Below are 25998 nucleotides of genomic sequence, written 5' to 3' on the forward strand. Positions count from 1 at the left end.
CTTTAAGGAGGAAACAACATGATGAAAAAAGGACGCATTATTGCTTTTTTCTTACTCGTCCTTTGCGTAGGCAGTTTGATTGGGACATTTGGAAACAAGGCCGCAGATAATATTTTGCTTGGTCTAGATCTGCAGGGCGGATTTGAAATTCTTTATGATGTTGAGCCCGCTAACGAAGGCGATAAAATTGACCGCAATGCCCTTGTCAGTACTGTGAATGCTCTGCAGAAGAGAGCAAATGTGCTTGGTGTAAGTGAACCTAACATCCAAATCGAAGGGGAAAACAGAATCAGAGTTCAGCTTGCAGGAGTTAAGGACCAAAGCCAGGCAAGGGAAATTCTCTCCACTCAGGCAGAGCTCACATTCCGGGATGTAAATGATAAAGTCATGATGAATGGTTCGGATCTTGTGGAAGGTGCATCTAAACAGACCTTTGATCCAGATACACAAGAACCTATTGTGGCAGTTAAACTTAAGGATGCTGCAAAGTTTAAAAACGTAACAGAGCAAATCGTGGCAATGCAGCCTGAAAATCAGCTTGTTATTTGGCTTGATTATGAAGAAGGCGACTCATATAAAGAAGAAGTTGCAAAAGAATCTCCGAAATTTCTATCAAATCCAAACGTCGGGGAAGTTTTTAATACAACCGATGTAACAATTACAGGACAGTTTACAGTTGAAGAAGCAAAAGATCTTGCCAATCTTCTAAATGCCGGCTCACTTCCTGTTAAACTCGATGAAACCTATTCTACTTCGGTAGGAGCGCAGTTTGGTGAAGAAGCCCTGCAGAAAACGGTTCTTGCGGGAGTTATAGGAATCGGCTTTATTTTCTTATTTATGCTCTATTTCTATCGATTACCGGGCGTCATTGCAATCGTAACTTTAAGCGCATATCTCTATCTTGTTCTTCAAGTTTTTGATTGGATGAACGGTGTTTTAACACTTCCGGGTATAGCAGCACTGATCTTGGGAGTCGGTATGGCAGTAGATGCCAATATCATTACATACGAAAGAATTAAAGAGGAAATCAAGCTTGGCAAGTCCATCAGATCTGCGTACAGAGCTGGAAACCGGCGTTCCTTTGCTACGATTTTCGATGCGAATATCACAACGATGCTTGCAGGCGGTGTGCTGTTTTTCTTTGGAACAAGTGCTGTAAAAGGATTTGCAACCAGTCTTGTACTAAGTATCCTAGTCAGCTTTTTAACATCTGTTTTCTTAAGCAGAATCTTGCTTGGGTTACTGGTTGAAAGCAAGTGGCTTGATAAAAAGCCAGGGTATTTCGGTGTGAATAAGAATGACATTATTGATTTAAGCAAATCCACTGAAGATGTTGATGCCCCAACAAAGTTTGATAAGGTTGACTTTGTTAAGCACCGGAAAAAATTCTTTGTTGCATCAGGTATATTGCTTGCTGTCGGGGTGGTTGTCCTTTTAGTATTCAGATTGAATCTTGGCATTGACTTTTCAAGCGGAACCCGCATAGAGATTGGAGCGGAAAAGACTTTAACCGCTGAAGAAATAGAAAAAGAGCTTGCGAATCTTGATCTTGAGGCGAAGGATATCGTATTATCCGGAAACCAAAATCAAATCGCTGTAGCCAGATTTATCGGAGTACTTGATAAAGATGAGATAGCTGAGGTAAAAGAGTATTTCAATGAAAAATATGGAAAAGATCCAAGCGTCAGTACAGTTTCTCCGACTGTCGGGAAAGAATTGGCAAGAAACGCGATGTACGGTGTATTAATCGCTTCGCTTGGAATCATTATCTATGTTTCTTTGCGATTTGAATATAAGATGGCGGTAGCTGCAGTGCTTGCTCTGCTCTATGATGCATTCTTCATTATCGCTGTTTTCAGTATTACCCGTCTGGAAGTGGATGTTACGTTTATTGCAGCGGTGCTGACAATAGTCGGTTATTCAATCAATGACACGATCGTGACCTTTGACAGGATTCGAGAACTATATAAAAAGACAAAAGTGAAAACGTATGATGATCTGAAAAGCATTGTGAACCGAAGCTTGCAGCAGACATTTACACGCTCTATAAATACTATACTCACAGTCGTTTTCTGTGTAATTGCCTTGATGATCTTCGGAAGTGAGTCCATTCGAAACTTCTCCATTGCTTTGCTGATAGGATTAATTTCAGGTGCTTACTCATCTCTGTTCATCGCAGCGCAGCTTTGGATGATCTGGAAATGGAAAGAAATTCAAAAGAAAAGCAAGATGAAAAAAGTTCAGGATCACGATGAACCAGTCGTATAATTAGAACCGCGAGAAATCGCGGTTCTTTAATTAGAGGTAAGAAAGTAAGTATAAAATTATACGCTTCGATGTCCAGCTCCATCGCCCAGCTCCTCGGCCAGAACGGATCCTTATCTGTCATGCCTGCCAACGGGCGCTTGCGCTTTTCTTATTCCTGTAACTGGTTAGGATAAGAACATGCTGTAGAACATCCCTTTATCCTAATTTGTTTTAGTGAATTCAAAAAAAGGGTAAAAGAAAAGAGATTTTTACGAAGGGGGAAAGAAAATGAAGAGACAATGGAGCTTTATATTTGCGATCCTATTTGCACTTATTGTTGCAATCTTTGCTGTTATAAATGTGGATCCGGTTGAAGTGGACTATTTATTCGGCGAAGCCGAATGGCCTCTGATTCTAATTATTCTAGGTTCCGTTCTGCTTGGAGGCCTAATGATTGCTTCTGCAGGATTAACAAGAATTTACGCTCTACAGCGCAATGTGAAAGTTCTTGAAAAAGAAAAGACAGAATTATTGAATGAAAACGAATCTCTGAAAAAAGATCCTCGTGTTCATGAAACCAACAGCAGTGCTCATGGCGCCAAGCAAATAGGCCAAACATCAGAGGAATTATAATTTCCAGTTTGTCACCCCTTACCAACTCTAGTATAATAGTGTGGTTAAGGGGTGATTTTTTTGCTGAAAGCGAAGACTAGATGGGATATTTCCAAACCCCATCCGGATAAAGCTGATGAATTGATAAATGCGATGAATGTTACGCCTCTGGTTGCTTCTCTGCTGCTAAATCGCGGAATTGAGACTGCTGAACAGGCCGACCAATTCCTGAATATTGAAAAGCATGGTTTTTTTGATCCATTCATGCTTCTTGGAATGGACAAAGCTGTTAAGCGTATAAACGATGCGATTGCAGAACAAGAAAAGATTTTGATTTTTGGAGATTATGATGCAGATGGAGTGAGTTCTACGACTGTTCTGCTTGAAACGCTAAACTCACTCGGAGCTAATGCTGATTTTTATATACCTAACCGATTTACTGAAGGCTACGGTCCTAATGAGATGGCTTTCCGACATGCTCATGAGGAGGGCTTTTCTTTAATCATTACTGTAGATACAGGGATCTCGGCCGTGAATGAAGCGGCTCTTGCTAAAGAGCTTGGCGTTGATCTGATCATAACCGATCATCATGAACCGGGACCGGTTCTTCCTGATGCGTACGCGATCATTCATCCAAAGCAGCCTGACTGCCAATATCCTTTTAAAGAGCTAGCCGGTGTTGGTGTAGCTTTTAAGCTTGCCCATGCACTGCTTGGGAAGGCTCCGGAGCATCTGCTTGAAGTTGCTGCAATAGGAACCATCGCCGATCTTGTTCCGCTTCACGGGGAAAATCGTCTGATTGCACGCCTTGGAATTCAGCAATTAAAACGAACAGAACGAAAAGGGTTAAAAGCGCTGCTTAAAGTAGCAGGAGCTGAAGGAAAAGATGTAAATGAAGAGACGATCGGTTTTGCGATCGGGCCGCGGATAAATGCCGTAGGGAGGCTTGCGTCTGCTGATCCGGCCGTTCATCTCCTTATGACAGAAGACGCTGATGAGGCTCAAAGTCTTGCAAAAGACATTGACCTGCTCAATAAAGAAAGACAGAAAATCGTCTCGCAAATTACCGAAGAAGCGACCCAGCAGGTAGAATCCATGTATCCGATTGAGGAAAATCCGGTGCTTGTTCTTGCAAAAGAAGATTGGAACCCCGGGGTTGTCGGGATAGTAGCTTCGAGAATGGTAGAGAAATATTATCGGCCTACAATTATCTTGAGTATTGATCACGAAAAGGGAATTGCTAAAGGATCTGCAAGAAGCATAGCCGGTTTTGATTTATTTGCTAATTTGTCAACGTGCCGGGAGATCCTGCCGCATTTCGGAGGACATCCAATGGCTGCTGGTATGACTCTTAACATAGAAGATGTTGATCAATTGAGACAGCGTTTGAATGCTCTTGCAACTGAGAAGCTGACTGAAGAAGACTTCATTCCCCTTAAAAAAATTGATGCGGAATGTGCTTTAACGGAAATTACTACAGACTCCATCGAAGAAATCGGACTGCTTGCTCCATTTGGAATGAGCAATCCCAAGCCTCTCTTCCTCCTTGACTCCGTTGGGCTGGGATCAATGAGGAAAATAGGTTCAGATCAAACACATTTGAAGCTTGCTGTTGAACAAAATCATCAGCAGCTCGATTGTATCGGATTTGGATTCGGGCATCTGCACGATCATATGGCACCTCTTGCAAAACTATCAATGGTTGGAGAATTATCTATTAATGAATGGAATAACTTCCGGAAACCGCAATTCATGATCCAGGATCTGGCTGTAAATGAATGGCAGCTGTTTGATGCTAGAGGAACCCGCAATCTTCAGAAAGCTGTTGAAAAAATGAATGACAAAAAAAATGTCCATATTGTTTTCCAAAAGGAAACACTCACTTTGCTTGAAGGGCTGAACCTTAATCTTCTATTTTTGGAAAACGGCCAAGGGGCAGAAGGTTTGGATTTAAAGGATAAATATGTCACGTTCATTGATACGCCATCTTCAATAGACCATCTGAATGCTCTTTTTGAACAGGCGCGTCCTGACCGGATTTATGCTATTTTCCATCAGCATACGGAACATTTTTTTGCCACAATCCCAACAAGGGAACATTTTAAATGGTATTATGGATTTTTGAAACAAAAAGGGACATTTGACTTAAAAAAACACGCAGAAGCGCTTGCCAGACATAAAGGCTGGTCAAATGAAACAATAGATTTCATGTCACAGGTGTTTTTTGACCTGGAATTTGCTACAATAGAGAATGGCATTATTTCTGTCAATCATCATCCGCCAAAAAGAGATCTAGCCGAATCTACTGCGTATGCTTCCAAGCTTCAGCAATTAGAGCTTGAAAATACGCTGCTATATTCGTCATACCAGGATTTGAAAACATGGTTTGATGAAAGAATGAAACTATCGTCAACGCTTGTCAATGCATGAGGAGGACAAACTTAATATGGATTTAAAGAAATATGTAACAGTGGTTCCGGATTATCCGAAGCCGGGCATTCAGTTTAAAGATATTACTACGCTAATGGACAATGGGGATGCATACCGCTATGCAACAGATCAAATTGTTGAATATGCGCGCAAGCAAAACATTGATATAATTGTAGGACCGGAAGCACGCGGATTTATTATCGGCTGTCCTGTAGCTTATTCACTTGGAGTAGGCTTTGCGCCTGTCCGCAAAGAAGGCAAGCTTCCCCGCGAAGTTGTTCGCGTAGAGTATGGTCTTGAGTATGGCAAAGATGTGCTTACTATGCATAAAGATGCCATCAAACCAGGTCAGCGCGTGCTGATCACAGATGATTTGCTTGCTACAGGAGGAACAATCGAAGCAACGATTAAATTGGTGGAAGAGCTTGGCGGAGTCGTTGCCGGCATTGCTTTCTTAATTGAATTAAGCTACCTTGACGGACGCAGCAAATTGGATGATTACGATATTTTGACACTGATGAAATTTTAATCACATAGGGAAAAGCACTCGGGAATGGGTGCTTTTTCTATATTAAGGCAGGTACCAGCCATTAATTGGGCACAGAAAAGTCAGTATTTCTCTTTACTTCTTCTGTGTTTTTCATGATAATAGGTACAATAAAGTTTTCATTGTAAAGGTGATTCCATGGCTAATGAACAAGTACTGACTGCTGAGCAGGTCATAGAGAAGGCAAAACGATATTTAACGGATGAAGACTTGCTTTTCATTCAGAAAGCCTATGATTTTGCGGAAGAAGCGCATCGTGAACAATACCGTAAATCGGGTGAACCATATATAATTCATCCTATACAGGTCGCAGGGATTTTAGTTGATTTGGACATGGATCCGTCGACAATCGCGGGTGGATTTTTACATGACGTCGTAGAAGATACGGACGTCACACTTGATGACTTGAAACAAACATTTAATGATGAAGTCGCCATGCTAGTGGACGGGGTTACAAAGCTCGGGAAAATTAAATATAAATCTCACGAAGAACAACAGGCTGAAAATCATCGTAAAATGTTTGTCGCAATGGCACAGGACATTCGTGTGATCTTAATTAAACTTGCTGACCGTCTTCACAATATGCGCACACTTAAGCATTTGCCGCAAGAAAAGCAGCGGAGAATCTCTAATGAAACGCTTGAAATTTTCGCGCCGCTTGCACACCGTCTGGGGATTTCAAAGATAAAGTGGGAGCTTGAGGACACGGCTCTGCGCTATTTGAATCCGCAGCAGTATTACCGCATCGTGAATTTGATGAAGAAAAAGCGTGCTGAACGCGAGCTTTATTTAGAAGAAGTCATTGGCGAAGTGAAAAATCGGGTACATGAAGTAAATATTAAAGCTGATTTTTCAGGCCGTCCAAAGCATATATACAGCATTTACCGAAAGATGGCCCTTCAAAATAAGCAATTCAATGAAATCTACGACTTACTTGCTGTTCGGATTGTTGTAAACAGCATTAAGGATTGTTATGCGGTCCTGGGCATTATCCACACGTGCTGGAAACCGATGCCAGGCCGATTCAAAGATTATATTGCCATGCCGAAGCCCAACATGTACCAATCCCTTCATACTACAGTGATTGGTCCTAAAGGGGATCCTCTTGAAGTTCAGATCCGCACGAAGGATATGCACACGATTGCAGAATACGGGATCGCTGCGCACTGGGCGTATAAAGAAGGAAAAGAGACAGAAGAGCAGTCAACTCTTGAACAAAAATTAACATGGTTCCGCGAAATTCTGGAGTTCCAAAATGATACTACGAATGCGGAAGAATTTATGGAGTCATTAAAAATCGATTTGTTTTCGGATATGGTGTTTATTTTCACGCCTAAAGGCGATGTGATTGAAATGCCTTCAGGCTCTGTTCCGATTGACTTTGCCTACCGCATCCATTCTGAGATCGGCAACAAGACAATCGGTGCAAAAGTAAACGGCAAAATCGTTACTCTGGATTATAAATTAAAAACCGGCGATATCATCGAAATCATGACATCGAAACATTCTTACGGCCCTAGCCAGGATTGGCTAAAGCTAGCCCAAACGTCTCAGGCGAAAAATAAAATCCGCCAGTTCTTTAAAAAGCAGCGCCGCGAGGAAAATGTAGACAAGGGCAAAGAGATGGTCGAGAAGGAAATTAAAAATCTCGAATTTGAATTAAAAGAAGTCTTAACGAGTGATAATTTAAAGCGTGTAGCTGAAAAATTCAATTTCTCAAATGATGAGGATATGTATGCAGCTGTAGGCTATAACGGCATCACGGCGGCACAGGTTGCGAATCGCCTGACTGAAAAATGGCGCAAAAAACGCGATATGGAACAAGAGAAAGATATTTCAGAAGTCATTTCTGAAGTGCGTCCATATTCAACTAAAAAGCGTGACAGCGGGGTCCGCGTAAAAGGAATCGACAACCTGCTGATCCGTTTATCAAAATGCTGCAATCCTGTACCAGGTGATGAAATCGTCGGGTTTATTACTAAAGGACGAGGAGTATCTGTTCACCGTGACGACTGTCCAAATGTGCATACAGAAGAAGCACAGGCCCGTCTGATCCCGGTTGAATGGGAAACACAGCTTGATGGCCGCAAAGAGTATAACGTTGAAATCGAAATACTCGGCTATGACCGAAGAGGACTTTTAAATGAGGTCCTTCAGGCTGTAAACGAAACAAAGACTAACATTTCATCTGTTGCAGGCAAATCTGACCGCAACAAAGTAGCTACAATCAACATGGCGATTGCCATTTCCAACATAAGCCATCTTCACAAAGTAGTGGAGAGAATTAAGCAGATTTCTGATATTTATTCTGTAAGAAGAATCATGAATTAGAAAGGGTTTTTCTGTCTTGAAGATTGTTGTCCAGCGCGCAAAAGATGCAGAAGTAAAAGTAAATAACGAAACAGTCGGCAAAATTTCTGAAGGATTTATGCTTTTAGTAGGAGTCACACATGAGGACTCCGAACAGGATGCTGACTACCTTGCAGATAAAATTGCCAATCTGAGAGTTTTTGAAGACGAGGAGCAAAAAATGAATCTTTCCCTGATTGATGTGGGGGGACAAGTCTTATCCATTTCTCAGTTCACTCTATACGGTGATTGCAGAAAAGGAAGAAGGCCAAATTTCATGGCAGCTGCGAAGCCCGATCAGGCAGAGCCTTTATATGATTACTTCAATTCTAAGCTTCGTGAAAAAGGCATTACCGTTCAAACTGGGGAGTTTGGCGCCATGATGGATGTTTCATTTACAAATACCGGGCCTGTTACATTGATTTTAGAATCACAGGCGAATTAAGAAAACCGCCGGGCACTTAGTGCCCGGCGGCTTTTCTTTTTTTAAAATGGAAAAATAAAGAACGATATTAGTTTAATATTGGCACCCTCAAAAAAACACTCAAGCCAGAGCATGAGTGTTTTTTCGTTCTTATTTAAAATACTGTGCCAGTCCGTAATAAATCCCTTGTGCCACTCTTTCCTGATAGGCGTTTGAGCGTACAGTCAGCTCCTCGGTGCTGTTGCTGACATAACCAAGCTCGAGGAGAACGGCAGGCTGGTTATTTTCACGGATAACATGATAATCCCCAAATTTTGTTCCGCGGTCTTTTAACTTCGTCTGTTTCATTAATTCAGAATGAACAGGTGAAGCCAGTGGCTTATCTTTAGACTCACTGTAGTAATAAGACGTCATTCCATTAACGCTTCTATTATTGATGCTGTCAAAATGGAGACTTATAAAAGCGTCTGCATTTCTGTAATGAGCCGTGCTGACACGTGAGCTTAAGCTAATGTAGCTGTCACTGCTGCGCGTTAAGTGCACGTCCGCCCCTGAAGCTTTCAGCTTATCGTAAACGAGCTTGGCAGTGGACATCGTGAGATTCTTCTCAAGTGAGCCTCTAGTGCCGATCGCTCCTCCGTCACGTCCGCCATGTCCAGGATCAAGAACAATGGTTTTATTTTTCAAGTAAGAGGTAACATCTCCGCCAGGTCTTGAGACAGAACTGCCTTCACCTGATTGTGATACTACCCATCCTGCTACATAACCTGCAGTATTGCCGGAGAGCTGGATCTTAAACCAATCGCCTTCTTTGCTGATAACAGAAAATTGTTCTCCTGCATTAGCGCGTCTCAGAATGCTTTGATTTGTAGATGGGCCTTTTCGAATATTTGTCCCATCCTGCAAAATGCTGACTTTAGATTGGCTTGTTGTGTTTCCTTTACCTGTATTTCCCTGTCCGCTTGCAACCGAAATATAGGAACTCGAAACCCAGCCTTTTTTATTACCTGAGTATTTAATATGATGCCAGCTGTTTTTAGTTTCTAGAATGGTGACCTCTGCATTTTTTGAAATGGAACCAACTACAGAGCCATTTAAGCTGCCGCTGCTGCGGACATTCAGGGAGCTTGCTGTGACTTTTCCTTTTTTGCCGCCGCTTACAGGCGCCTGCACGGAATTTGCAGAAATAAAATCACTATGTACCCAGCCTTTTTGACCATTAAATTGAATTTCGTGCCATTTATCCTGTGTCTTAGTAATGGCAACAGAAGCATTTTTTTTCAGGCTGCCGATAGTGGAGGCTGATGTTGAAGGCTTGTTGCGCACGTTCAATGATGTCGCAATGACTTTTCCGCTCCTGGAACCTGATGGATCAGGCGCTTTAGCTTGTTCCTTTTTTTGTAAGGAAACAAACTGACTGGAAACCCAGCCTCTTTTCCCTTTATAAGAGATCTCGACCCAATTTGAATTTTGCTGAACAAAAGCTGCCGTTTGCCCTTTGTCAAATGTGCCTGTTACCTGAAAACTTGTGCCGGGGCCGCTGCGTATTCTCAAGTCTTCGGCATTTGATTTGACCGTATTAGATGAACTGCCTGAGCTTGCTTTTGGTGCTTGGGCCGATTGTTGAAGAGTTACCAGCCATGAGGCTACCCAGCCCTTGTTATTGCCTGATAATTGAATTTGATACCAATCTTTTTTCTGGTCTGTGATGGAGTACACAGCTCCTTTTTTCACACTGGCGATGACAGAATAGCTTAGTCCAGGACCGCTTCTGATGTTTAATCCATCAACTGCAATGACCGCTTTTTTCGTTTCAGCTGATGCAGATTTGGGCATCATTTGAAGCTGACACATGATAAGCAGGGTGCAAATAATGGAAATGAGTAGTTTTCGAAACAATGACCGATCCTCCTTTTTCATAGATAACTTATAGTACATTCGCTTTTAATATCGGCTATCCCTTGTGACATTTGATATATTTTTTCGGGAAAAAGGCAATGCTATGGGATAGACAGTTAAAAAGGAGCAATGATCATGAGGCACAGTGATAAAGGCGAGACAACTCATTATAACAATAATGATGTATTTGGAGTTAATTTTCATGAATTTGCTGAAAAAGAACAGAATTCTAATTTGTATGAGCTTGCAAGCGAATATGGTTTAAGTTTGAGAGAAGTGAAGAAATTAAAAAAACAATTAAATCGCTCTTGACACAAAGCCTGAAACATTCGTATGATAGTATATAAATCTTAGCAAGAACTACATAATTTTGAACCATTGATGGAGAAGAGTAGTCAAGAGGACACATGACAAGAGAGGAAAAGCCGTGGCTGAAAGCTTTTCGCATGATGACTTGATGAAGAGAACACTCCTTAGGTTTCCCTCTGAACGATGCTGCTTGCATTTAATAGGAGGCGGACGTGACAGGCGTTAACTGTCTTGAGTGGGAGCATTTATTGCTTCAACTAGGGTGGCACCACGGGATCTAACTCTCGTCCCTACATTTTTATGTAGGGGCGGGAGTTTTTTGTTTTCAAAATTTTTGAAGGTTTATGAAAATTGGAGGAGTAAAACATGTCATTTCAAATTCCGAGAGGCACTCAGGATATCCTTCCTGGAGATGTTGAACGCTGGCAATATATCGAAAACACAGCGCGTGAAATTTGCAGATACTATCAATATAAAGAAATCCGGACGCCAATCTTTGAACACACTGAGATTTTTCAAAGAGGAGTAGGTGAATCAACGGATATTGTCCAAAAGGAAATGTATACATTCCAGGACCGCAAAGGAAGAAGCATGACCCTTCGCCCGGAAGGAACGGCTTCAACTGTCCGTGCATTTGTTGAAAAGAAATTATACGCACAGCCGTCTCAGCCGACAAAACTTTACTATATAGGACCAATGTTCCGCTATGAACGCCCGCAGACAGGACGCTTCCGTCAATTCGTTCAGTTTGGGGTTGAGGCGCTTGGAAGCAACAGCCCTGCAATGGATGCAGAAGTCATATCTCTTGCAATGGAGCTTTACCGCACTGTTGGATTAAAGAAGCTGAAGCTGATTATCAACAGTCTTGGAGATGCTGACAGCAGAAAAGCTCACCGGGAAGCTTTAATTGCTCATTTTGAACCAAGAATCGGCGAGTTTTGCTCGGATTGCCAGAAACGACTGCAGCAAAATCCGCTTCGGATTCTTGATTGCAAAGTAGACCGTAATCATGAGCTTATGGCAACGTCCCCTTCAATTATGGATTACTTAAATGAAGAATCAAGAGCTTATTTCAATAAAGTTCAGCAATATTTAACGGATTTAAATATTGAGTTTACAGTTGACCCAAATTTGGTGCGCGGACTGGATTACTACAACCACACGGCATTTGAGATTATGAGCGACGCAGAAGGATTCGGTGCGATTACAACTCTTTGCGGCGGCGGCAGATATAACGGTCTTGTGAAAGATTTCGGAGGCCCAGAAACACCGGGTATCGGATTTGCACTCAGTATTGAAAGATTTCTTGCTGCTCTTGATGCAGAAAACGTAGAGCTTCCAATCGAACAGTCGATTGATTGTTTTGTCGTAGCTCTTGGGGATAAAGCGAAAGACCGTTCTGTATCTCTCGTTTATGAACTCAGAAAAGCGGGATTAACTGCAGAAAAAGATTACGAGGATAAAAAAATGAAAGCTCAATTTAAAGCAGCTGATCGCTATAAAGCAAAATTTGTTGCTGTATTAGGCGAAGATGAGCTTGAACGGAACATCATTTCCGTAAAAAACATGGAAACAGGCACACAGGTAGAAGTATTAATTGATGAGCTTACAGCCTATATAAAAGCATAGCCAAAAGGAGAGAGACAAACATGTTTGGACGAACATATTATTGCGGTGAAGTAACAGAAGCAGCAATCGGAGAAAAAGTAGTATTAAAAGGGTGGGTGCAAAAACGCCGTGACCTTGGCGGGCTCATTTTCATCGATCTCAGAGACAGAACTGGAATTGTTCAAATCGTGATCAATCCTCAAGTTTCTGAAGATGCCCTGAAAATCGCAGAAAAAATCCGCAGTGAATATGTATTGGATATTGAAGGCACAGTAGTCGGACGTACAGAGGGAACAGTAAACCCTAATCTTTCAACCGGAAAAATTGAAGTGAAGGTTGAACATGTCTCAATCATCAATGCTGCAAAAAATCCGCCTTTCTTGATTGAAGATAAGTCTGAAGAAGTATCAGAAGATGTCCGCTTAAAGTACCGTTACCTGGACTTAAGAAGACCTGCTTTGCTTGATACATTCAAAATGCGCCACAACGTTTCAAAATCCATCCGGAATTTCCTGGATGAAAAAGGATTTTTAGATGTAGAAACGCCGATTTTAACGAAAAGCACTCCGGAGGGAGCACGTGATTATTTAGTGCCGAGCCGTGTGCATGAAGGCGAATTCTATGCTCTTCCTCAATCACCGCAAATTTTCAAACAGCTCCTGATGGTTTCTGGATTTGACCGTTACTACCAGATTGCACGCTGTTTTAGAGATGAAGATCTTCGTGCTGACCGTCAGCCGGAGTTTACCCAAGTGGATATTGAAATGTCATTTATGAGCCAGGATGAAATCATGTCCTTGATGGAAGAGATGATGACTCGCATCATGAAAGAAACAAAAGGCGTGGACTTAACCCTTCCTCTCCCGCGTATGACGTTTGACGAAGCAATGGGCCGCTATGGATCTGATAAGCCTGATACACGATTCGGACTAGAGCTCGTCAATGTTTCTGAACTTGTGAAAGACAGCGGCTTTAAAGTGTTCAGCGGTGCTGTGCAAAATGGCGGAGAAGTAAAAGTGATTAACGTTAAAGGAGCGGCTGTTTCTTATTCAAGAAAAGATATTGATGCCTTAACAGAGTTCGTTTCACAATATGGTGCAAAGGGCCTTGCATGGCTCAAAGTGGAAGAGCAGGAGCTGAAAGGCCCTATCTCTAAATTCTTCCCTGCTGAAGAACAGGAAAGCTTGAAAACAGTGACTGAAGCAGAGGCAGGAGACTTATTGCTGTTTGTTGCCGACAAAAAGCAAGTCGTTGCAGATGCACTTGGTGCTTTGCGTCTGAAACTGGGAAAAGAGCTGGGATTAATCGACGAAAGCAAATTCAATTTTCTTTGGGTAGTTGACTGGCCTCTAGTTGAATATGACGAAGAAGCGGGACGTTACTTTGCTGCGCATCATCCATTCACAATGCCGGCACGCGAAGATCTTGAGCTGTTTGAGACGAATCCGGCAGGCATGAAAGCTCAGGCCTATGACCTTGTTTTAAATGGATACGAACTTGGCGGGGGATCAATCCGTATTTTCGAAAAAGACATTCAGCAAAAAATGTTTAAACTGCTTGGTTTCTCTGAAGAAGAAGCAGTTGAACAATTTGGCTTCCTTTTAGAAGCGTTCGAATATGGCACCCCTCCTCATGGCGGAATTGCCCTTGGACTTGACCGTTTGGTTATGCTTTTAGCCGGCAGAACGAACTTGCGCGATACGATTGCATTCCCTAAAACGGCAAGTGCAAGCGATCTTCTGACACATGCTCCAAGTGAAGTAAGCACAGAGCAATTAACAGATCTTAACCTTGCATTAAAACTGAAAAAGAGTGAATAATGCCCAGAACGATTTACTTGAAAACCGCACCTTGTTGTGGTAATCTTTTTACAAGATAAAAAGAAGTCCTGATGTGTACGTCGTACACTTAGTTTTGATCCAACATTACTTGATCCGGGAGTTCACGTTTTCAGCGTTATGTAAATGCCTCATCATTCGATCAGAGGACTTATCATACATGAAACAGGACACCCACCTGCTGTGAGCGGGTTCAAAACCAAGATAGCAGCGACGGCACAATTGGGACTTCTTAACGAACGAGAATTTAGCCTGCATAAGCTTTCTGCTTATGCAGGTTTTTATTTTGTGTGAAAGTGGATGTTTGAACTGCAGTGCACTTTTTTTGAGTACCTGATAGTCCGAAAATCATGGATTCATGGTAAGCAAGCGTAGTAAATGTTTAGAATTAGCTCTTGTTTTTCACAGAAAGTATGATATATTCATTTTCAGGAAAAATACAGTCATGGATTAAATAAATGGAGTTGAGAGTTTTGCTGAATCAATTTTCCCGCAATGAACTTGCGATAGGCAAAGAAGGAATTGAAATTTTAAAAAACAGCACAGTTGCAGTCCTTGGAATTGGCGGTGTAGGGTCTTTCTCAGCAGAAGCGCTTGCACGTTCCGGAGTAGGACGAATTTTGCTTGTAGATAAAGATGATGTAGATATTACTAATGTAAACCGCCAAATTCATGCGCTCGTCTCAACTGTCGGTCAGCCAAAAGCTGATTTGATGAGAGACCGCATTAAAGAAATTAATCCAGAGTGCGATGTTATTGCACTGAAGATGTTTTACACAGAAGAAACATATGAAGAATTTTTCAGTTATGGCCTTGATTATGTCATTGATGCTTCTGATACGATTTCATATAAAATTCACTTAATGAAAGAATGTTTAAATAGAGGCATTCCGATTATTTCAAGCATGGGCGCGGCAAATAAAACGGATCCGACAAGATTTCAAATTGCCGATATTTCCAAGACCCATACAGATCCCATTGCCAAAGTGGTCAGAACCCGTCTTCGCAAAGAAGGAATCCGAAAAGGCATTCAGGTCGTTTTCTCTGATGAAAGCCCGATTGTCATTCGAGAAGATGTACGTCTGAAGGTAGGAAATGACGCAGCGCCGATCCGCAAAGCGAAAATGCCGCCATCTTCTAATGCGTGGGTTCCGTCTGTAGCAGGTTTGATCATGGGCGGACATGTTATCATGGAGCTTTTAAAAGATATTAAAATTGCACGTGTAAACGACTAAATGATAAGAAAAGCGGCATGATTTGAAATCATGCCGCTTTTCTTATTGTCTTCTTTTGGATTCTTTTCTGTGTGCCCGCTAACCGGGTGATTCCACTTTTCGTCTTGTCTAGCTCCTCGGCCAGAACGGCTCTGTATGTAAAGGCAAAAAGCGCCTTTTCAGCCGGATCCTTATCTGTCTGTCGGAGCTAACCGGGTGATTCCGCTTTTCTTTATTGCTGTTTCATCAGCTTTTCATAGATCTGTGAAAGGGAAAGTTCGAATTTCCCTGTTTGTTTAGGGGCATAATACTTTTTCTTTTTTAGTGAATTCGGCAGATACTGCTGCTTTACCCAGCCATTTTCGAAGTCATGGGGATATTGATAGTCAATGCCTCTGCCAAGTTTTTCTGCTCCCTTGTAATGTGCATCCTTCAGATGAGCAGGGATTTCACCGCTTTTACCGGCGCGGATATCTGCAATGGCAGCATCCAGTGCACTGTATGCGCTGTTGGATTTTGGGGAGAGACAAAGCTCTATGACTGCATTTGCAAGCGGGATTCGAGCTTCAGGCAGTCCAAGTCTTTCTGTTGCTTCAATGGCTGCTAATGTCCTGGCACCAGCTTGAGGGCTTGCAAGACCAATATCTTCATATGCAATGACCAGCAGCCTGCGGTTAATGCTGATCAGATCTCCAGCTTCTATCAGTCTGCCGAGATAATGCAGAGCTGCATTTACGTCGGATCCGCGGATCGATTTTTGAAATGCGGAAAGGACGTCGTAGTGGGCATCTCCATCTTTATCATGGACAAAGCTCTTTTTTTGAAGACACTCTTCTGCTGTTTCGAGTGTGACGTGAATTTCGCCATTTTCATCTGGATCTGAGGAGATGACAGCAAGTTCCAGAGCATTGAGAGCAGATCGCACGTCACCTGCACAGCTTGACGCAAAGTGCATGAGGGCTTCCTCGGAAATAATGGCACGATAGCTGCCAAGTCCTTTCTTTTCATCCTTTAAAGCCCGTTCTAGAGCTGTTTTTATATCAGCAGCTTCTAAAGGCTTTAATTCGAAAATCTGGCATCTGCTTCTTATGGCAGGATTGATGGCATGATAGGGATTGCTTGTCGTTGCTCCAATTAAAATGATTTTTCCATCCTCTAAATAAGGAAGGAGAAAATCCTGTTTTGCTTTATCCAGACGGTGGACCTCATCAAGAATTAAAATGACCTTTCCGGACATTTTCGCTTCTTCTGCGACGATTTCCATATCTTTCTTATTATTCACAACTGCATTCAGATTACGGAAAGCGGTGTTTGTGCTTCCTGCAATCGCTGTTGCTATGGATGTCTTTCCTATTCCGGGAGGTCCGTACAAAATCATCGAGCTCAAGTGTTTTGCTTTTACCATCCGCTCAATCATTTTTCCTTTGCCGACTAAATGTTCCTGCCCGATGATTTCATCAATGTTTTCTGGTCTCATTCGAAATGCCAGAGGTTTCATGTTATCACTCCCAAGACGAAGCACTGATCTTATTTTACTAAGCTTATCATGACTTCTCCTCTTAGTCATATGAATTGATTTCTATCTTTAATAGGAAACCGGCGAGTTAATTTGAATGCTACGATGAAGGATAATATGCTATAATGGCTTAGGTTCATTTAAGGGAAAAACAAATTTTTACAGCAAAAAATAGATTGTTTCAGATTTTTAAACGATGAGAGGCGAAGTGAAGAACGATGAATGCTTTGCGCAGTAAAAAGAATCAGGAACTCAGTATGAGATGGGGCATTTATTTCTTGGGCCTGCTCATCATGTCTTTCGGCATCGTCCTTACGATAAAAGCTGAACTAGGCACATCTCCATGGGATGTGCTTCATATAGGATTATATTACCAGCTTGGTTTAACGATTGGATCTTGGGCAATTATTGTAGGAGGAGCCATTCTTCTATTGTCCTCCATTTTTACAAGAAAGGTGCCTCAGGCAGGTGCCTTTGTCAATATGCTGACTGTAGGTCTATTTATAGATTTATACTTATCATTGCCGTTTATGCAGACACCGTCAGGGTATGCCGGAAAAGCACTGATGCTTTTGCTTGGTATTATTGTGATGGGTTATGGAATCGGCTTGTATATTTCTGCAGGCTGCGGTGCAGGACCTCGCGATACATTAATGCTTGCTTTGGTTGAAAAGACCGGCATAAAGGTATCAAGGATCCGCGGAGGGATTGAAGTCATTGTTCTTTTTTTCGGCTGGATTTTGGGCGGACCGGTTTTCATTGGAACAATCGTCTGCACACTGTCCATTGGGTATATCATTGGATTTACCCTTCCGCAATGCCAGAAAACAACCAATGCCCTGCTTGAAAAAACAATCAGAAAAGAACCGGATGTTCACCAAGTTAGCTAGAATTATAGGGGTGTATATATGAAAATTTCAACTAAAGGCCGCTATGGTCTTACAATTATGATAGAGCTTGCAAAGAAACACGGGGAAGGGCCCACCTCTTTAAAAAGCATCGCCCAGACGCATGATTTATCTGAACACTACTTAGAGCAATTGATTGCACCGCTCCGCAATGCAGGTTTAGTCAAAAGCATACGAGGAGCATACGGAGGATACGTTCTCGGAAATGAACCTGAGGCCATTACTGCAGGGGATATTATCAGAGTTCTTGAAGGGCCGATCAGCCCTGTAGAAGTGCTTGAAGATGAAGAGCCTGCTAAGCGTCACCTGTGGATTCGCATACGCGATGCGGTAAAAGACGTTCTTGATAATACAACTCTTGAAGATTTAGCAAACTACTCAGATGGCGAGCAGGAATCTTATATGTTTTATATCTAAAAAGGAGGGAGTAAAATGGAGCGAATTTATTTGGACCATGCAGCTACATCCCCAATGCATCCGGAAGTAATTAACGCGATGCTTCCTCACATGCAGGATGTATTCGGCAATCCCTCAAGCATCCATTCATTTGGAAGAGAAAGCAGAAGACTGCTGGATGAGGCGAGAGCGGTGATTTCGCGGAGTCTTCATGCAAAACCGAAGGAAATTATTTTTACGGGCGGCGGAACGGAAGCTGATAATTTAGCGATAATCGGCTCTGCTCTTGCAAATCAGCATAAAGGCAGGCACATCATAACGACGCAGATTGAGCATCATGCTGTCTTAAATACATGCAAGCATCTGGAGAAACAGGGATTTGATGTTACCTATTTGCCTGTTAATCAGAATGGCATTGTTTCAATTGAAGATCTTAAACGGGAACTGACGCCTGAAACCATATTGGTTACGATCATGTACGGGAACAATGAAACTGGATCGATTCAGCCGATTGATGAGATCGGCAAGGTTCTGAAGGATCATCAGGCTCTTTTCCACACAGATGCTGTACAGGCTTTCGGAATCCTTGATTTGAATGTGAAAGAGAGCTATATAGATATGCTCTCTGCTTCTGGCCACAAGATTAATGGACCAAAAGGGACCGGTTTTCTTTATGTTAAAGAAGGAATCTCGCTTAAACAGCACTCTCACGGCGGAGAGCAAGAACTGAAACGGCGTGCCGGAACGGAAAATGTACCCGGCATTGCAGGGCTGAAATCCGCAGTTCAATTTGCTCTTGAAACCAGAGAGCAAAAAACTGTACTTTACAAAGAGTTTAAAGATAAAATAATTGATATTTTAAAGACGGAAGATGTTTCTTTTGAAATAAATGGTGAGATAGAAAGCAGTCTGCCTCATGTATTAAATCTTTATTTCCCAGGGACAAATGTGGAGTCAATGCTAGTGAACATGGACATTGCAGGAATTGCCGTTTCAAGCGGATCAGCATGTACAGCAGGTTCCATTGAGCCCTCGCATGTTCTTACTGCCATATACGGGCAGGGGGCTGAACGGACAAAAGCTTCCATCCGCTTTAGTTTTGGTCTTGGAAATACGGTGGAGCAAGTTGAGAAGGCCGCTTTGGAGACAGCTCGAATTGTAAAAAGATTAACAGCTTAGAATGATTGACAAACGGAGGTGAAAAAGATGCAAAAAGCACCTAAAGACACACGTGTTGTTGTTGGAATGTCAGGAGGGGTTGATTCCTCTGTTGCGGCACTTCTTTTAAAACAGCAAGGCTACGATGTGATCGGCATCTTTATGAAAAACTGGGACGATACGGATGAAAATGGAGTGTGTACAGCTACTGAAGACTATGATGATGTCATTCAGGTCTGCAATCAAATCGGAATCCCATACTATGCAGTAAACTTTGAAAAACAATATTGGGAAAAAGTGTTCACTTATTTTTTAGATGAGTATAAAGCAGGGAGAACCCCGAATCCCGATGTAATGTGCAATAAAGAAATTAAGTTCAAAGCATTTTTAGAGCATGCGATTTCTCTTGGAGCGGATTATCTTGCCACGGGGCACTATGCGCAGGTTGAGTACCGCGACGGGGACTACAAAATGCTCAGAGGCGCTGATGAAAATAAAGATCAGACTTATTTCCTCAATCAGCTGACACAAGAGCAATTATCAAAAGTGATGTTCCCAATCGGAAATATTCCAAAATCAAAAGTGCGCGAGCTTGCTAAAGAAGCGAATCTTGCGACTGCTGCAAAAAAAGACAGTACGGGCATCTGCTTTATCGGAGAGCGCAACTTTAAAGAATTTTTAAGCGGCTATCTCCCAGCACAGCCCGGTTTAATGCAGACTCTTTCAGGAGAAGTAAAAGGCAAGCATGACGGCCTGATGTATTACACCATCGGACAGCGCCACGGTCTTGGCATCGGCGGCAGCGGAGATCCTTGGTTTGTGGTAGGGAAAGACCTTGAAAAGAATGTCTTGTACGTGGATCAGGGCTTTGACAATGATCTCCTCTATTCGGAGTCGATTACAGCTACAAACATCAGCTGGGTTTCAGACAAACTCCCTGAAGGAGAAGTTGTCTGCACGGCAAAATTCAGATATCGTCAGGCAGATAATCCTGTCACAGTGAAAATGATCGATAAAACAACTGCAAAAGTGATTTTTGATAAACCGATCAGGGCCGTTACACCTGGACAGGCTGTTGTTTTTTACAGTGATGACGAATGTCTTGGCGGCGGCACCATTGATGATGTATTTAAAAAGAATGATAAAATCTGGTATGTTGGTTAAAGATGCAACCTTTGTTAAAACCTCAACGTCGGTTGAGGTTTTTTCTTTAAAAATTTGTTACCGGGAGTGCTGTTGATCATGAGCGATAAAAGTATTTTAGGAATAGAAGCCATGCAAAAAGGCGATTTTGAAAAAGCGGCAGGATATTTTTCAGAGGCTATTGAAGAAAATCCAAAGGATGCTGTTTGTTATGTGAATTTCGGAAATTTATTGGCAGCAGTAGGAGAGTTTGAAAAAGCGATTACCTTTTTTGAAAAAGCGATAGAACTTGATGCAAAGACGACTACGGCCTACTATGGTGCCGGAAATGTGTATTACAATAGCGAGCAGTTTCAATCAGCTCAAAAAATGTTTTTAAAGGCGATTCAAAAAGGGATGGATCATTCAGATGTCTTTTTCATGCTTGGAATGAGCTATGTCCAAATGAATCAGCCGCTGCCTGCCCTTCCATATTTACAAAGAGCAGTTGAATTAAATGAAGAGGACACGGAAGCACGCTTTCAATATGGCTTATGTTTAGCTCAGCAGGAATCACTTGATGAAGCGATTCGGCAATTCCAGATTGTAGTGGAAAAGGATCCAGGTCATGCGGACGCATACTATAATTTAGGTGTGGGCTACGCATTTAAAGAGGACGCAAAAGAGGCCATGGAAATGCTCAATCAAGCTCTGAGCATTCAGCCGGACCATGACATGGCGGCTAATTTGAAGCAGCTGATGCAAACGCTGTAAGAATCAGGAAATCAGGGGGAGGAGATCTTGTGCAGCAAAAGGCGGACCTGTTTCAAGAGCAGGAACGGTTTTTAAAAGGAAAGATCATCACGGTTATTTATCAGAATGACCAAAACCATTATACCGTCTTAAAGACGGAGGTTCTTGAAACGAGCGAAAATTATGATCAAAAAGAAATAACCGTGACGGGCTATTTTCCTCTTCTGCATGAAGATGAAACATATACCTTCTTTGGGATGCTTACGCAGCATCCTAAATTCGGACAGCAATTCCAGGCTGAGCATTACCGGAAGGAAATTCCCAAAACGCGCGATGGTGTCATTCAATACCTTTCAAGTGACCTGTTTAAAGGGATAGGCAGGAAAACAGCGGAAGCGATAGTTGATGTTCTCGGAGAAGGCGCCATTTCGAAAATGATGGAAGATCCTTCTGTACTGGATAAGGTGCCGAAACTCGGCAAAGACAAAGCAAACCAGCTGCTTGATCAGCTGAAGGAGCATCAGGGTCTTGAGCAGGCAATGATTATTTTAAATCAGCTTGGCTTCGGTCCTCAGCTTTCCATGAAAATTTACCAGGCCTATCAAGAAAGAACCATCCAGATGATTCAGGAGAATCCTTTTCAGCTTGTGAAAGATATCGAAGGAATCGGGTTTGTGCGCGCTGATGAGCTTGGCGGCCAAATGGGACTCGGCGGAAATCACCCTGAGCGGATTAAAGCTGCCTGCTTTTATACAATAGAACATCTTTGCCTTCAAGAGGGCCATACATATGTATCACTTGAGCAGTTAATTATAAAATCAATGGAATTGCTGAATTCATCGAAGAATTCAGGAATTATTGAAACCGATATTTCAGAACAATTGATCAAACTTGCTGAAGAAAAAGGAATTATTATTGAAGAAGACAGAGCCTATCTGCCCTCTCTCTTTTTTGCTGAACAGGGACTTGTCAAAAGTATCCAGCGTGTCCTTTTGCAGACAGAATATGAAAGCATTTTTCCTGAATCAGAGTTTTTGCTTTCACTCGGAAAACTGGAAGAGAGAATGAACGTGCAGTACGCCCCGACTCAAAAAGAGGCGATTCAAACGGCTCTGATGTCTCCGATGCTTCTGTTGACCGGAGGGCCGGGTACAGGAAAGACGACCGTTATTAAGGGAATCGTGGAACTTTATGCAGATTTGCACGGCTGTTCACTTGAGCAAAAAGATTACAAAAAAGAAGAGCCATTCCCAATCTCATTAGTTGCCCCGACAGGACGGGCTGCAAAAAGAATGACTGAAGCAACAGGTCTGCCTGCTGTAACGATTCACCGGCTGTTAAAGTGGAACGGTGCAGAAGGATTTGATCACGGAGAAGATAACCCGATTGGTGCAAAACTGCTGATTGTCGATGAAATGTCGATGGTAGACACTTGGATTGCCAATCAGCTGTTTAAAGCTCTGCCTGAACATATACAAGTCATCATGGTTGGTGATGAAGATCAGCTGCCTTCTGTAGGACCTGGTCAAGTGCTGCGCGATTTACTTGAATCTCAGGCAGTTCCTGTTGTAAGGCTGACGGATATTTACAGACAGGCTGAGGGTTCATCCATTATAGAGCTTGCACATGATATAAAAAAAGGAAGGCTGCCGGATAACTTGACTGCGCCTACTAAAGACAGATCCTTTATTCGATGCAGCGGTGCACAGGTAAAGGAAGTAGTGGAGAAAGTCATTTCGAACGCCATTAAAAAAGGATATACAGCCCGTGATGTTCAAGTGCTTGCCCCGATGTACCGCGGGCCTGCGGGCATAGATCAGCTTAATATTATGCTGCAGCAGCTGTTTAATCCTAAAGCTGAAAACAAAAGGGAAATGAAATTCGGCGATACGGTGTACAGATCCGGCGACAAAGTGCTCCAGCTTGTGAATCAGCCTGAGAGCAATGTGTATAACGGCGACATCGGAGAGATTGTGTCCATTTTTTATGCCAAGGAGAACACTGAAAAAGAAGATATGATCGTCATCTCCTTTGATGGCACTGAGGTCACATATACAAAATCTGATTTCAATCAATTCACGCATGCGTTCTGCTGTTCCATTCACAAATCACAGGGAAGCGAATTTCCGATTGTAGTTGTGCCTGTTGTTAAAAGCTATTACAGAATGCTTAGACGGAACTTGATTTATACCGCTATTACAAGAAGCAAGCAGTTTTTAATCCTTTGCGGGGAACAAGATGCCCTGCTGCGGGGAATTGAAAACAGAGATCATTTAAGCCGGCAGACCTCTTTAAAAATGAAGCTTTCCGAAAAACAGCATGATATTGAAGAACTGACAGAAGAGCTTCCCTTTGACCTTGCTGATGCCATGATCGGAATGGAAGGCATTACCCCGTATGACTTTATGGAAGAAAACAAAATCTAAGAATGTTCGGAAAGGGGGAGTTTCTCCTGCGGACATTTACAGAGCTCAGAGGCATGCCGGTAGTTGATGTAGATGACGGATTAATCACCGGTTATGTATCTGATGTTTGTTTTGATGCAAATGGCTCTTTTATCGGGCTGTTAATAAATGAAAAAGGCATATTCAGGAAAGGGCGCATAGTTCCTGCAGAAACGATTTGTACGATAGGCAAGGACGGAATAATGGTTAACGGCAGAAGCAGTCTGAAATCGTTGTCTGAATTTAGAGAAGCTTATTTCCTGCAATCACACCGCCGGATCCAGTACAAAGCTGTCTATTCTACGGAAGGCGAGAAGCTTGGACTTCTTGCTGATGTATACTTTTCTGAACAAGTGGGCACCATTGTAGCATATGAACTGACGGACGGATTCTTTGCAGATATGATGGAGGGAAAAAGAATGATTGATCCTCCAGGGTCTTTAACCATTAGCAAAGATGCAATCGTCATGGATTTTATTCATTAGCGAGGTGCACCGCATTGTTAAAATGCCCGAATTGTAAAAGTAAGGATATTGGGAAGATTGGCGTGAATCAGTATTATTGCTGGGGCTGCTTTATCGAGCTGTCCATATCGAAAGGCCAGATCTTTACCCATCAAGTGGAAGAGGACGGTTCTCTAAGTTCTCTTGATGATCTTTTCACAGATGATGATCGAACAATCAGCATGTAGACAGTAATAAAGGGGGAATACGCCATGAACCGCAAAATGTCCTCAATGCTTTCAGATCTGATAGGACGCATTCCGATGTCCAAACGTTCGATGAAAAAAATGCGAAAACGAATAATGAAAAAGTTTTGATTACGTGTCCTCTGCTTAATAAGGCAGAGGCTTTTTCATTGTTTAGAAAAAAATGTTTTGCAGAACAGTCAAAGCTTTTGTTTAGAAGAAAATGCTTCATAGCTGTCGAATGGAACAGTAAAATTGTCTTACTGAAGAAAAAAGTGAGACAAAACGCTGAATGCCAATAACCAGCAGATTTTCCGCACGCCCCTTCCTGTCTATCGGAGCTTGAGCTGTGGCGGCTTCCGCTTTTATAATTTCAATGCATATTTCATCCGCTCCTCCCCAAACTAATGGTGAGGAGGGATGCCCTTTGAAAGAACGGTATTTTAAATGGCTGATGAGAATCGGTATTTTTCTATTGTGTTTGCTTTCCATTTATCTATTTTTGAAGCTTAGAGTCCTTTGGGATCCTTTTTTTATTATCATCAAAGCTATCCTTCTTCCTTTTTTAATCGCTGGTTTCATTACCTATTTGCTGCATCCTGTCATTGAAAAACTGCATTCCACCGGGGTTCCGCGCACACTCTCAATCTTAATTATCTACACTCTTTTCTTTGGCGGAATCGGTTATGGCTTTTACAAGGGAATCCCGGTCATCATTGCACAGCTTAAGGATCTTTCTGAAAGTTTTCCGGTATTTGAACAAAAGTATCAGGGATGGCTATCAACGGTTCATGATCATACTGACCGGTTTCCGGAAGAGGTTCACACGAGAATTGAAACAGCATTTCAAAATATTGAAGCCTGGTTTTCTTATTGGATTGACAAGATCTTAAATAGCTTAGGCAGAGTTTTCGATTATGTTTTAATCATCGCTCTCATTCCTTTTCTCGTATTTTATATGCTGAAGGATTATGAGCAAATAAAAAAAGCCGCCTGGTATTTAACTCCGAAACGGTGGAGACCTGAGGCAGTTATTTTCATCCGCGATGTCGATCAGTCCTTGGGTAATTACATAAGGGGACAGCTGCTTGTCTGTTTCATCATCGGTTTTCTGGCATTTATCTCACTTTGGTTTTTTGATATCAAATATCCTTTAGTCATAGGGATTTTAATAGGGATAACGAACGTCATACCGTACTTCGGACCGATTATTGGTGCGGTTCCGGCAGTTATTATTGCAGCATCCATGTCTATGGATACCGTCCTGATTGTGATTATTATCATCTTTTCCCTGCAATTTATCGAAGGGAATATCCTTGGCCCTTTAATCGTTGGAAGAAGTCTTCATATGCATCCGATTATCATTATGCTTGCCCTGCTTGCAGGAGGAGAAATTGCAGGGATTATCGGAATGATTTTAGCTGTTCCTGTATTAGCTGTCTTAAAAGTGACACTGATGCATCTCGTGCATTTGAGAAGACAGCATTGACATTGGTACAGCCTATGAACTATAATTCGCGTATACACTGCATATTT

General features: G+C 42.2%; 21 protein-coding genes, 1 other RNA gene and 1 other annotated feature. Of the genes, 20 read left to right on the top strand and 2 right to left on the bottom strand.

Features of this window, described 5'->3' with window-relative positions; all coding sequences use genetic code 11:
• The first annotated feature begins 21 nt into the window (after window positions 1-21).
• From secDF to dtd, 6 genes are all read left to right on the top strand, one after another.
• Window positions 22-2268 (top strand): protein translocase subunit SecDF, encoded by a 2247-nt coding sequence (secDF, locus tag E2R53_RS00945; protein WP_133311101.1) that lies wholly within the window; start codon window positions 22-24, stop codon window positions 2266-2268.
• A gap of 267 nt (window positions 2269-2535) precedes the next feature.
• Window positions 2536-2880: a LapA family protein gene (locus E2R53_RS00950; RefSeq protein ID WP_133310004.1), complete on the top strand. Its 345-nt coding sequence runs from the start codon at window positions 2536-2538 to the stop codon at window positions 2878-2880.
• 60 nt (window positions 2881-2940) lie between these two features.
• The gene (recJ, locus tag E2R53_RS00955) at window positions 2941-5289 is read left to right on the top strand and encodes a single-stranded-DNA-specific exonuclease RecJ (RefSeq protein ID WP_133310005.1); all 2349 of its coding nucleotides are present in this window, start codon (window positions 2941-2943) and stop codon (window positions 5287-5289) included.
• Window positions 5290-5305: 16 nt separating this feature from the next.
• The gene (locus E2R53_RS00960; RefSeq protein ID WP_070879771.1) at window positions 5306-5818 is read left to right on the top strand and encodes an adenine phosphoribosyltransferase; all 513 of its coding nucleotides are present in this window, start codon (window positions 5306-5308) and stop codon (window positions 5816-5818) included.
• A gap of 156 nt (window positions 5819-5974) precedes the next feature.
• A complete protein-coding gene (locus E2R53_RS00965) occupies window positions 5975-8167 on the top strand; it encodes a RelA/SpoT family protein (protein ID WP_133310006.1) in 2193 nt (730 codons plus the stop codon).
• A 16-nt stretch (window positions 8168-8183) separates the two neighbouring features.
• Window positions 8184-8630 carry a D-aminoacyl-tRNA deacylase gene (dtd, locus tag E2R53_RS00970; protein WP_133310007.1) on the top strand — a complete coding sequence of 149 codons (447 nt, stop codon included), beginning with the start codon at window positions 8184-8186 and terminating at the stop codon, window positions 8628-8630.
• Window positions 8631-8759: 129 nt separating this feature from the next.
• Here the strand turns inward: dtd and E2R53_RS00975 are convergent, their stop codons facing one another.
• Complete coding sequence (locus E2R53_RS00975) at window positions 8760-10508, bottom strand: SH3 domain-containing protein (RefSeq protein WP_165970846.1); 1749 nt, start codon at window positions 10506-10508, stop codon at window positions 8760-8762.
• Between the two features lie 135 nt (window positions 10509-10643).
• On the opposite strand from E2R53_RS00975, the gene E2R53_RS23005 reads away from it, so the two are divergent.
• The 5 genes from E2R53_RS23005 to E2R53_RS00995 all read left to right on the top strand — a co-directional run bounded on the left by E2R53_RS23005 (window position 10644) and on the right by E2R53_RS00995 (window position 15498).
• Window positions 10644-10820: a hypothetical protein gene (locus E2R53_RS23005; RefSeq protein ID WP_165970847.1), complete on the top strand. Its 177-nt coding sequence runs from the start codon at window positions 10644-10646 to the stop codon at window positions 10818-10820.
• Window positions 10821-10877: 57 nt separating this feature from the next.
• Window positions 10878-11112 (top strand) — a binding site (T-box leader).
• A gap of 71 nt (window positions 11113-11183) precedes the next feature.
• A complete protein-coding gene (gene hisS, locus E2R53_RS00980) occupies window positions 11184-12446 on the top strand; it encodes a histidine--tRNA ligase (RefSeq protein ID WP_133310009.1) in 1263 nt (420 codons plus the stop codon).
• A 20-nt stretch (window positions 12447-12466) separates the two neighbouring features.
• Window positions 12467-14245, top strand: coding sequence for an aspartate--tRNA ligase (gene aspS, locus E2R53_RS00985; RefSeq protein WP_133310010.1), 1779 nt, complete (start codon window positions 12467-12469; stop codon window positions 14243-14245).
• A gap of 62 nt (window positions 14246-14307) precedes the next feature.
• Window positions 14308-14496: non-coding RNA, 6S RNA (gene ssrS, locus E2R53_RS00990), on the top strand.
• 240 nt (window positions 14497-14736) lie between these two features.
• Entirely contained in the window at window positions 14737-15498 is a 762-nt protein-coding gene (locus tag E2R53_RS00995; protein WP_070879777.1) for a tRNA threonylcarbamoyladenosine dehydratase, read from the top strand.
• A 211-nt stretch (window positions 15499-15709) separates the two neighbouring features.
• Here E2R53_RS00995 and E2R53_RS01000 read toward each other — a convergent pair whose 3' ends face one another.
• A complete protein-coding gene (locus E2R53_RS01000) occupies window positions 15710-16975 on the bottom strand; it encodes a replication-associated recombination protein A (RefSeq protein WP_133310011.1) in 1266 nt (421 codons plus the stop codon).
• Window positions 16976-17211: 236 nt separating this feature from the next.
• Here E2R53_RS01000 and E2R53_RS01005 point away from each other — a divergent pair, with 236 nt between their 5' ends.
• The 9 genes from E2R53_RS01005 to E2R53_RS01045 all read left to right on the top strand — a co-directional run bounded on the left by E2R53_RS01005 (window position 17212) and on the right by E2R53_RS01045 (window position 25951).
• The gene (locus E2R53_RS01005; protein ID WP_206197342.1) at window positions 17212-17883 is read left to right on the top strand and encodes a YczE/YyaS/YitT family protein; all 672 of its coding nucleotides are present in this window, start codon (window positions 17212-17214) and stop codon (window positions 17881-17883) included.
• An 18-nt stretch (window positions 17884-17901) separates the two neighbouring features.
• Window positions 17902-18318 carry a cysteine metabolism transcriptional regulator CymR gene (cymR, locus tag E2R53_RS01010; protein WP_133310012.1) on the top strand — a complete coding sequence of 139 codons (417 nt, stop codon included), beginning with the start codon at window positions 17902-17904 and terminating at the stop codon, window positions 18316-18318.
• A 15-nt stretch (window positions 18319-18333) separates the two neighbouring features.
• The gene (locus E2R53_RS01015; RefSeq protein WP_133310013.1) at window positions 18334-19476 is read left to right on the top strand and encodes a cysteine desulfurase family protein; all 1143 of its coding nucleotides are present in this window, start codon (window positions 18334-18336) and stop codon (window positions 19474-19476) included.
• Between the two features lie 27 nt (window positions 19477-19503).
• Window positions 19504-20619 (top strand): tRNA 2-thiouridine(34) synthase MnmA, encoded by a 1116-nt coding sequence (mnmA, locus tag E2R53_RS01020; RefSeq protein ID WP_133310014.1) that lies wholly within the window; start codon window positions 19504-19506, stop codon window positions 20617-20619.
• A gap of 78 nt (window positions 20620-20697) precedes the next feature.
• A complete protein-coding gene (locus tag E2R53_RS01025) occupies window positions 20698-21351 on the top strand; it encodes a tetratricopeptide repeat protein (protein WP_133310015.1) in 654 nt (217 codons plus the stop codon).
• Window positions 21352-21380: 29 nt separating this feature from the next.
• A complete protein-coding gene (gene recD2, locus E2R53_RS01030; protein WP_133310016.1) occupies window positions 21381-23756 on the top strand; it encodes an SF1B family DNA helicase RecD2 in 2376 nt (791 codons plus the stop codon).
• Between the two features lie 2 nt (window positions 23757-23758).
• Complete coding sequence (locus E2R53_RS01035; protein WP_133310017.1) at window positions 23759-24259, top strand: PRC-barrel domain-containing protein; 501 nt, start codon at window positions 23759-23761, stop codon at window positions 24257-24259.
• 14 nt (window positions 24260-24273) lie between these two features.
• Window positions 24274-24465, top strand: coding sequence for a hypothetical protein (locus E2R53_RS01040; protein ID WP_070879785.1), 192 nt, complete (start codon window positions 24274-24276; stop codon window positions 24463-24465).
• 424 nt (window positions 24466-24889) lie between these two features.
• Window positions 24890-25951 (top strand): AI-2E family transporter, encoded by a 1062-nt coding sequence (locus E2R53_RS01045; protein ID WP_133310018.1) that lies wholly within the window; start codon window positions 24890-24892, stop codon window positions 25949-25951.
• The last annotated feature ends 47 nt before the right edge of the window (window positions 25952-25998 follow it).

Origin of the sequence: Peribacillus frigoritolerans, from assembly GCF_004358755.1 — a bacterium.
In the GTDB taxonomy this organism is placed as follows: Bacteria; Bacillota; Bacilli; order Bacillales; family Bacillaceae; genus Bacillus_P.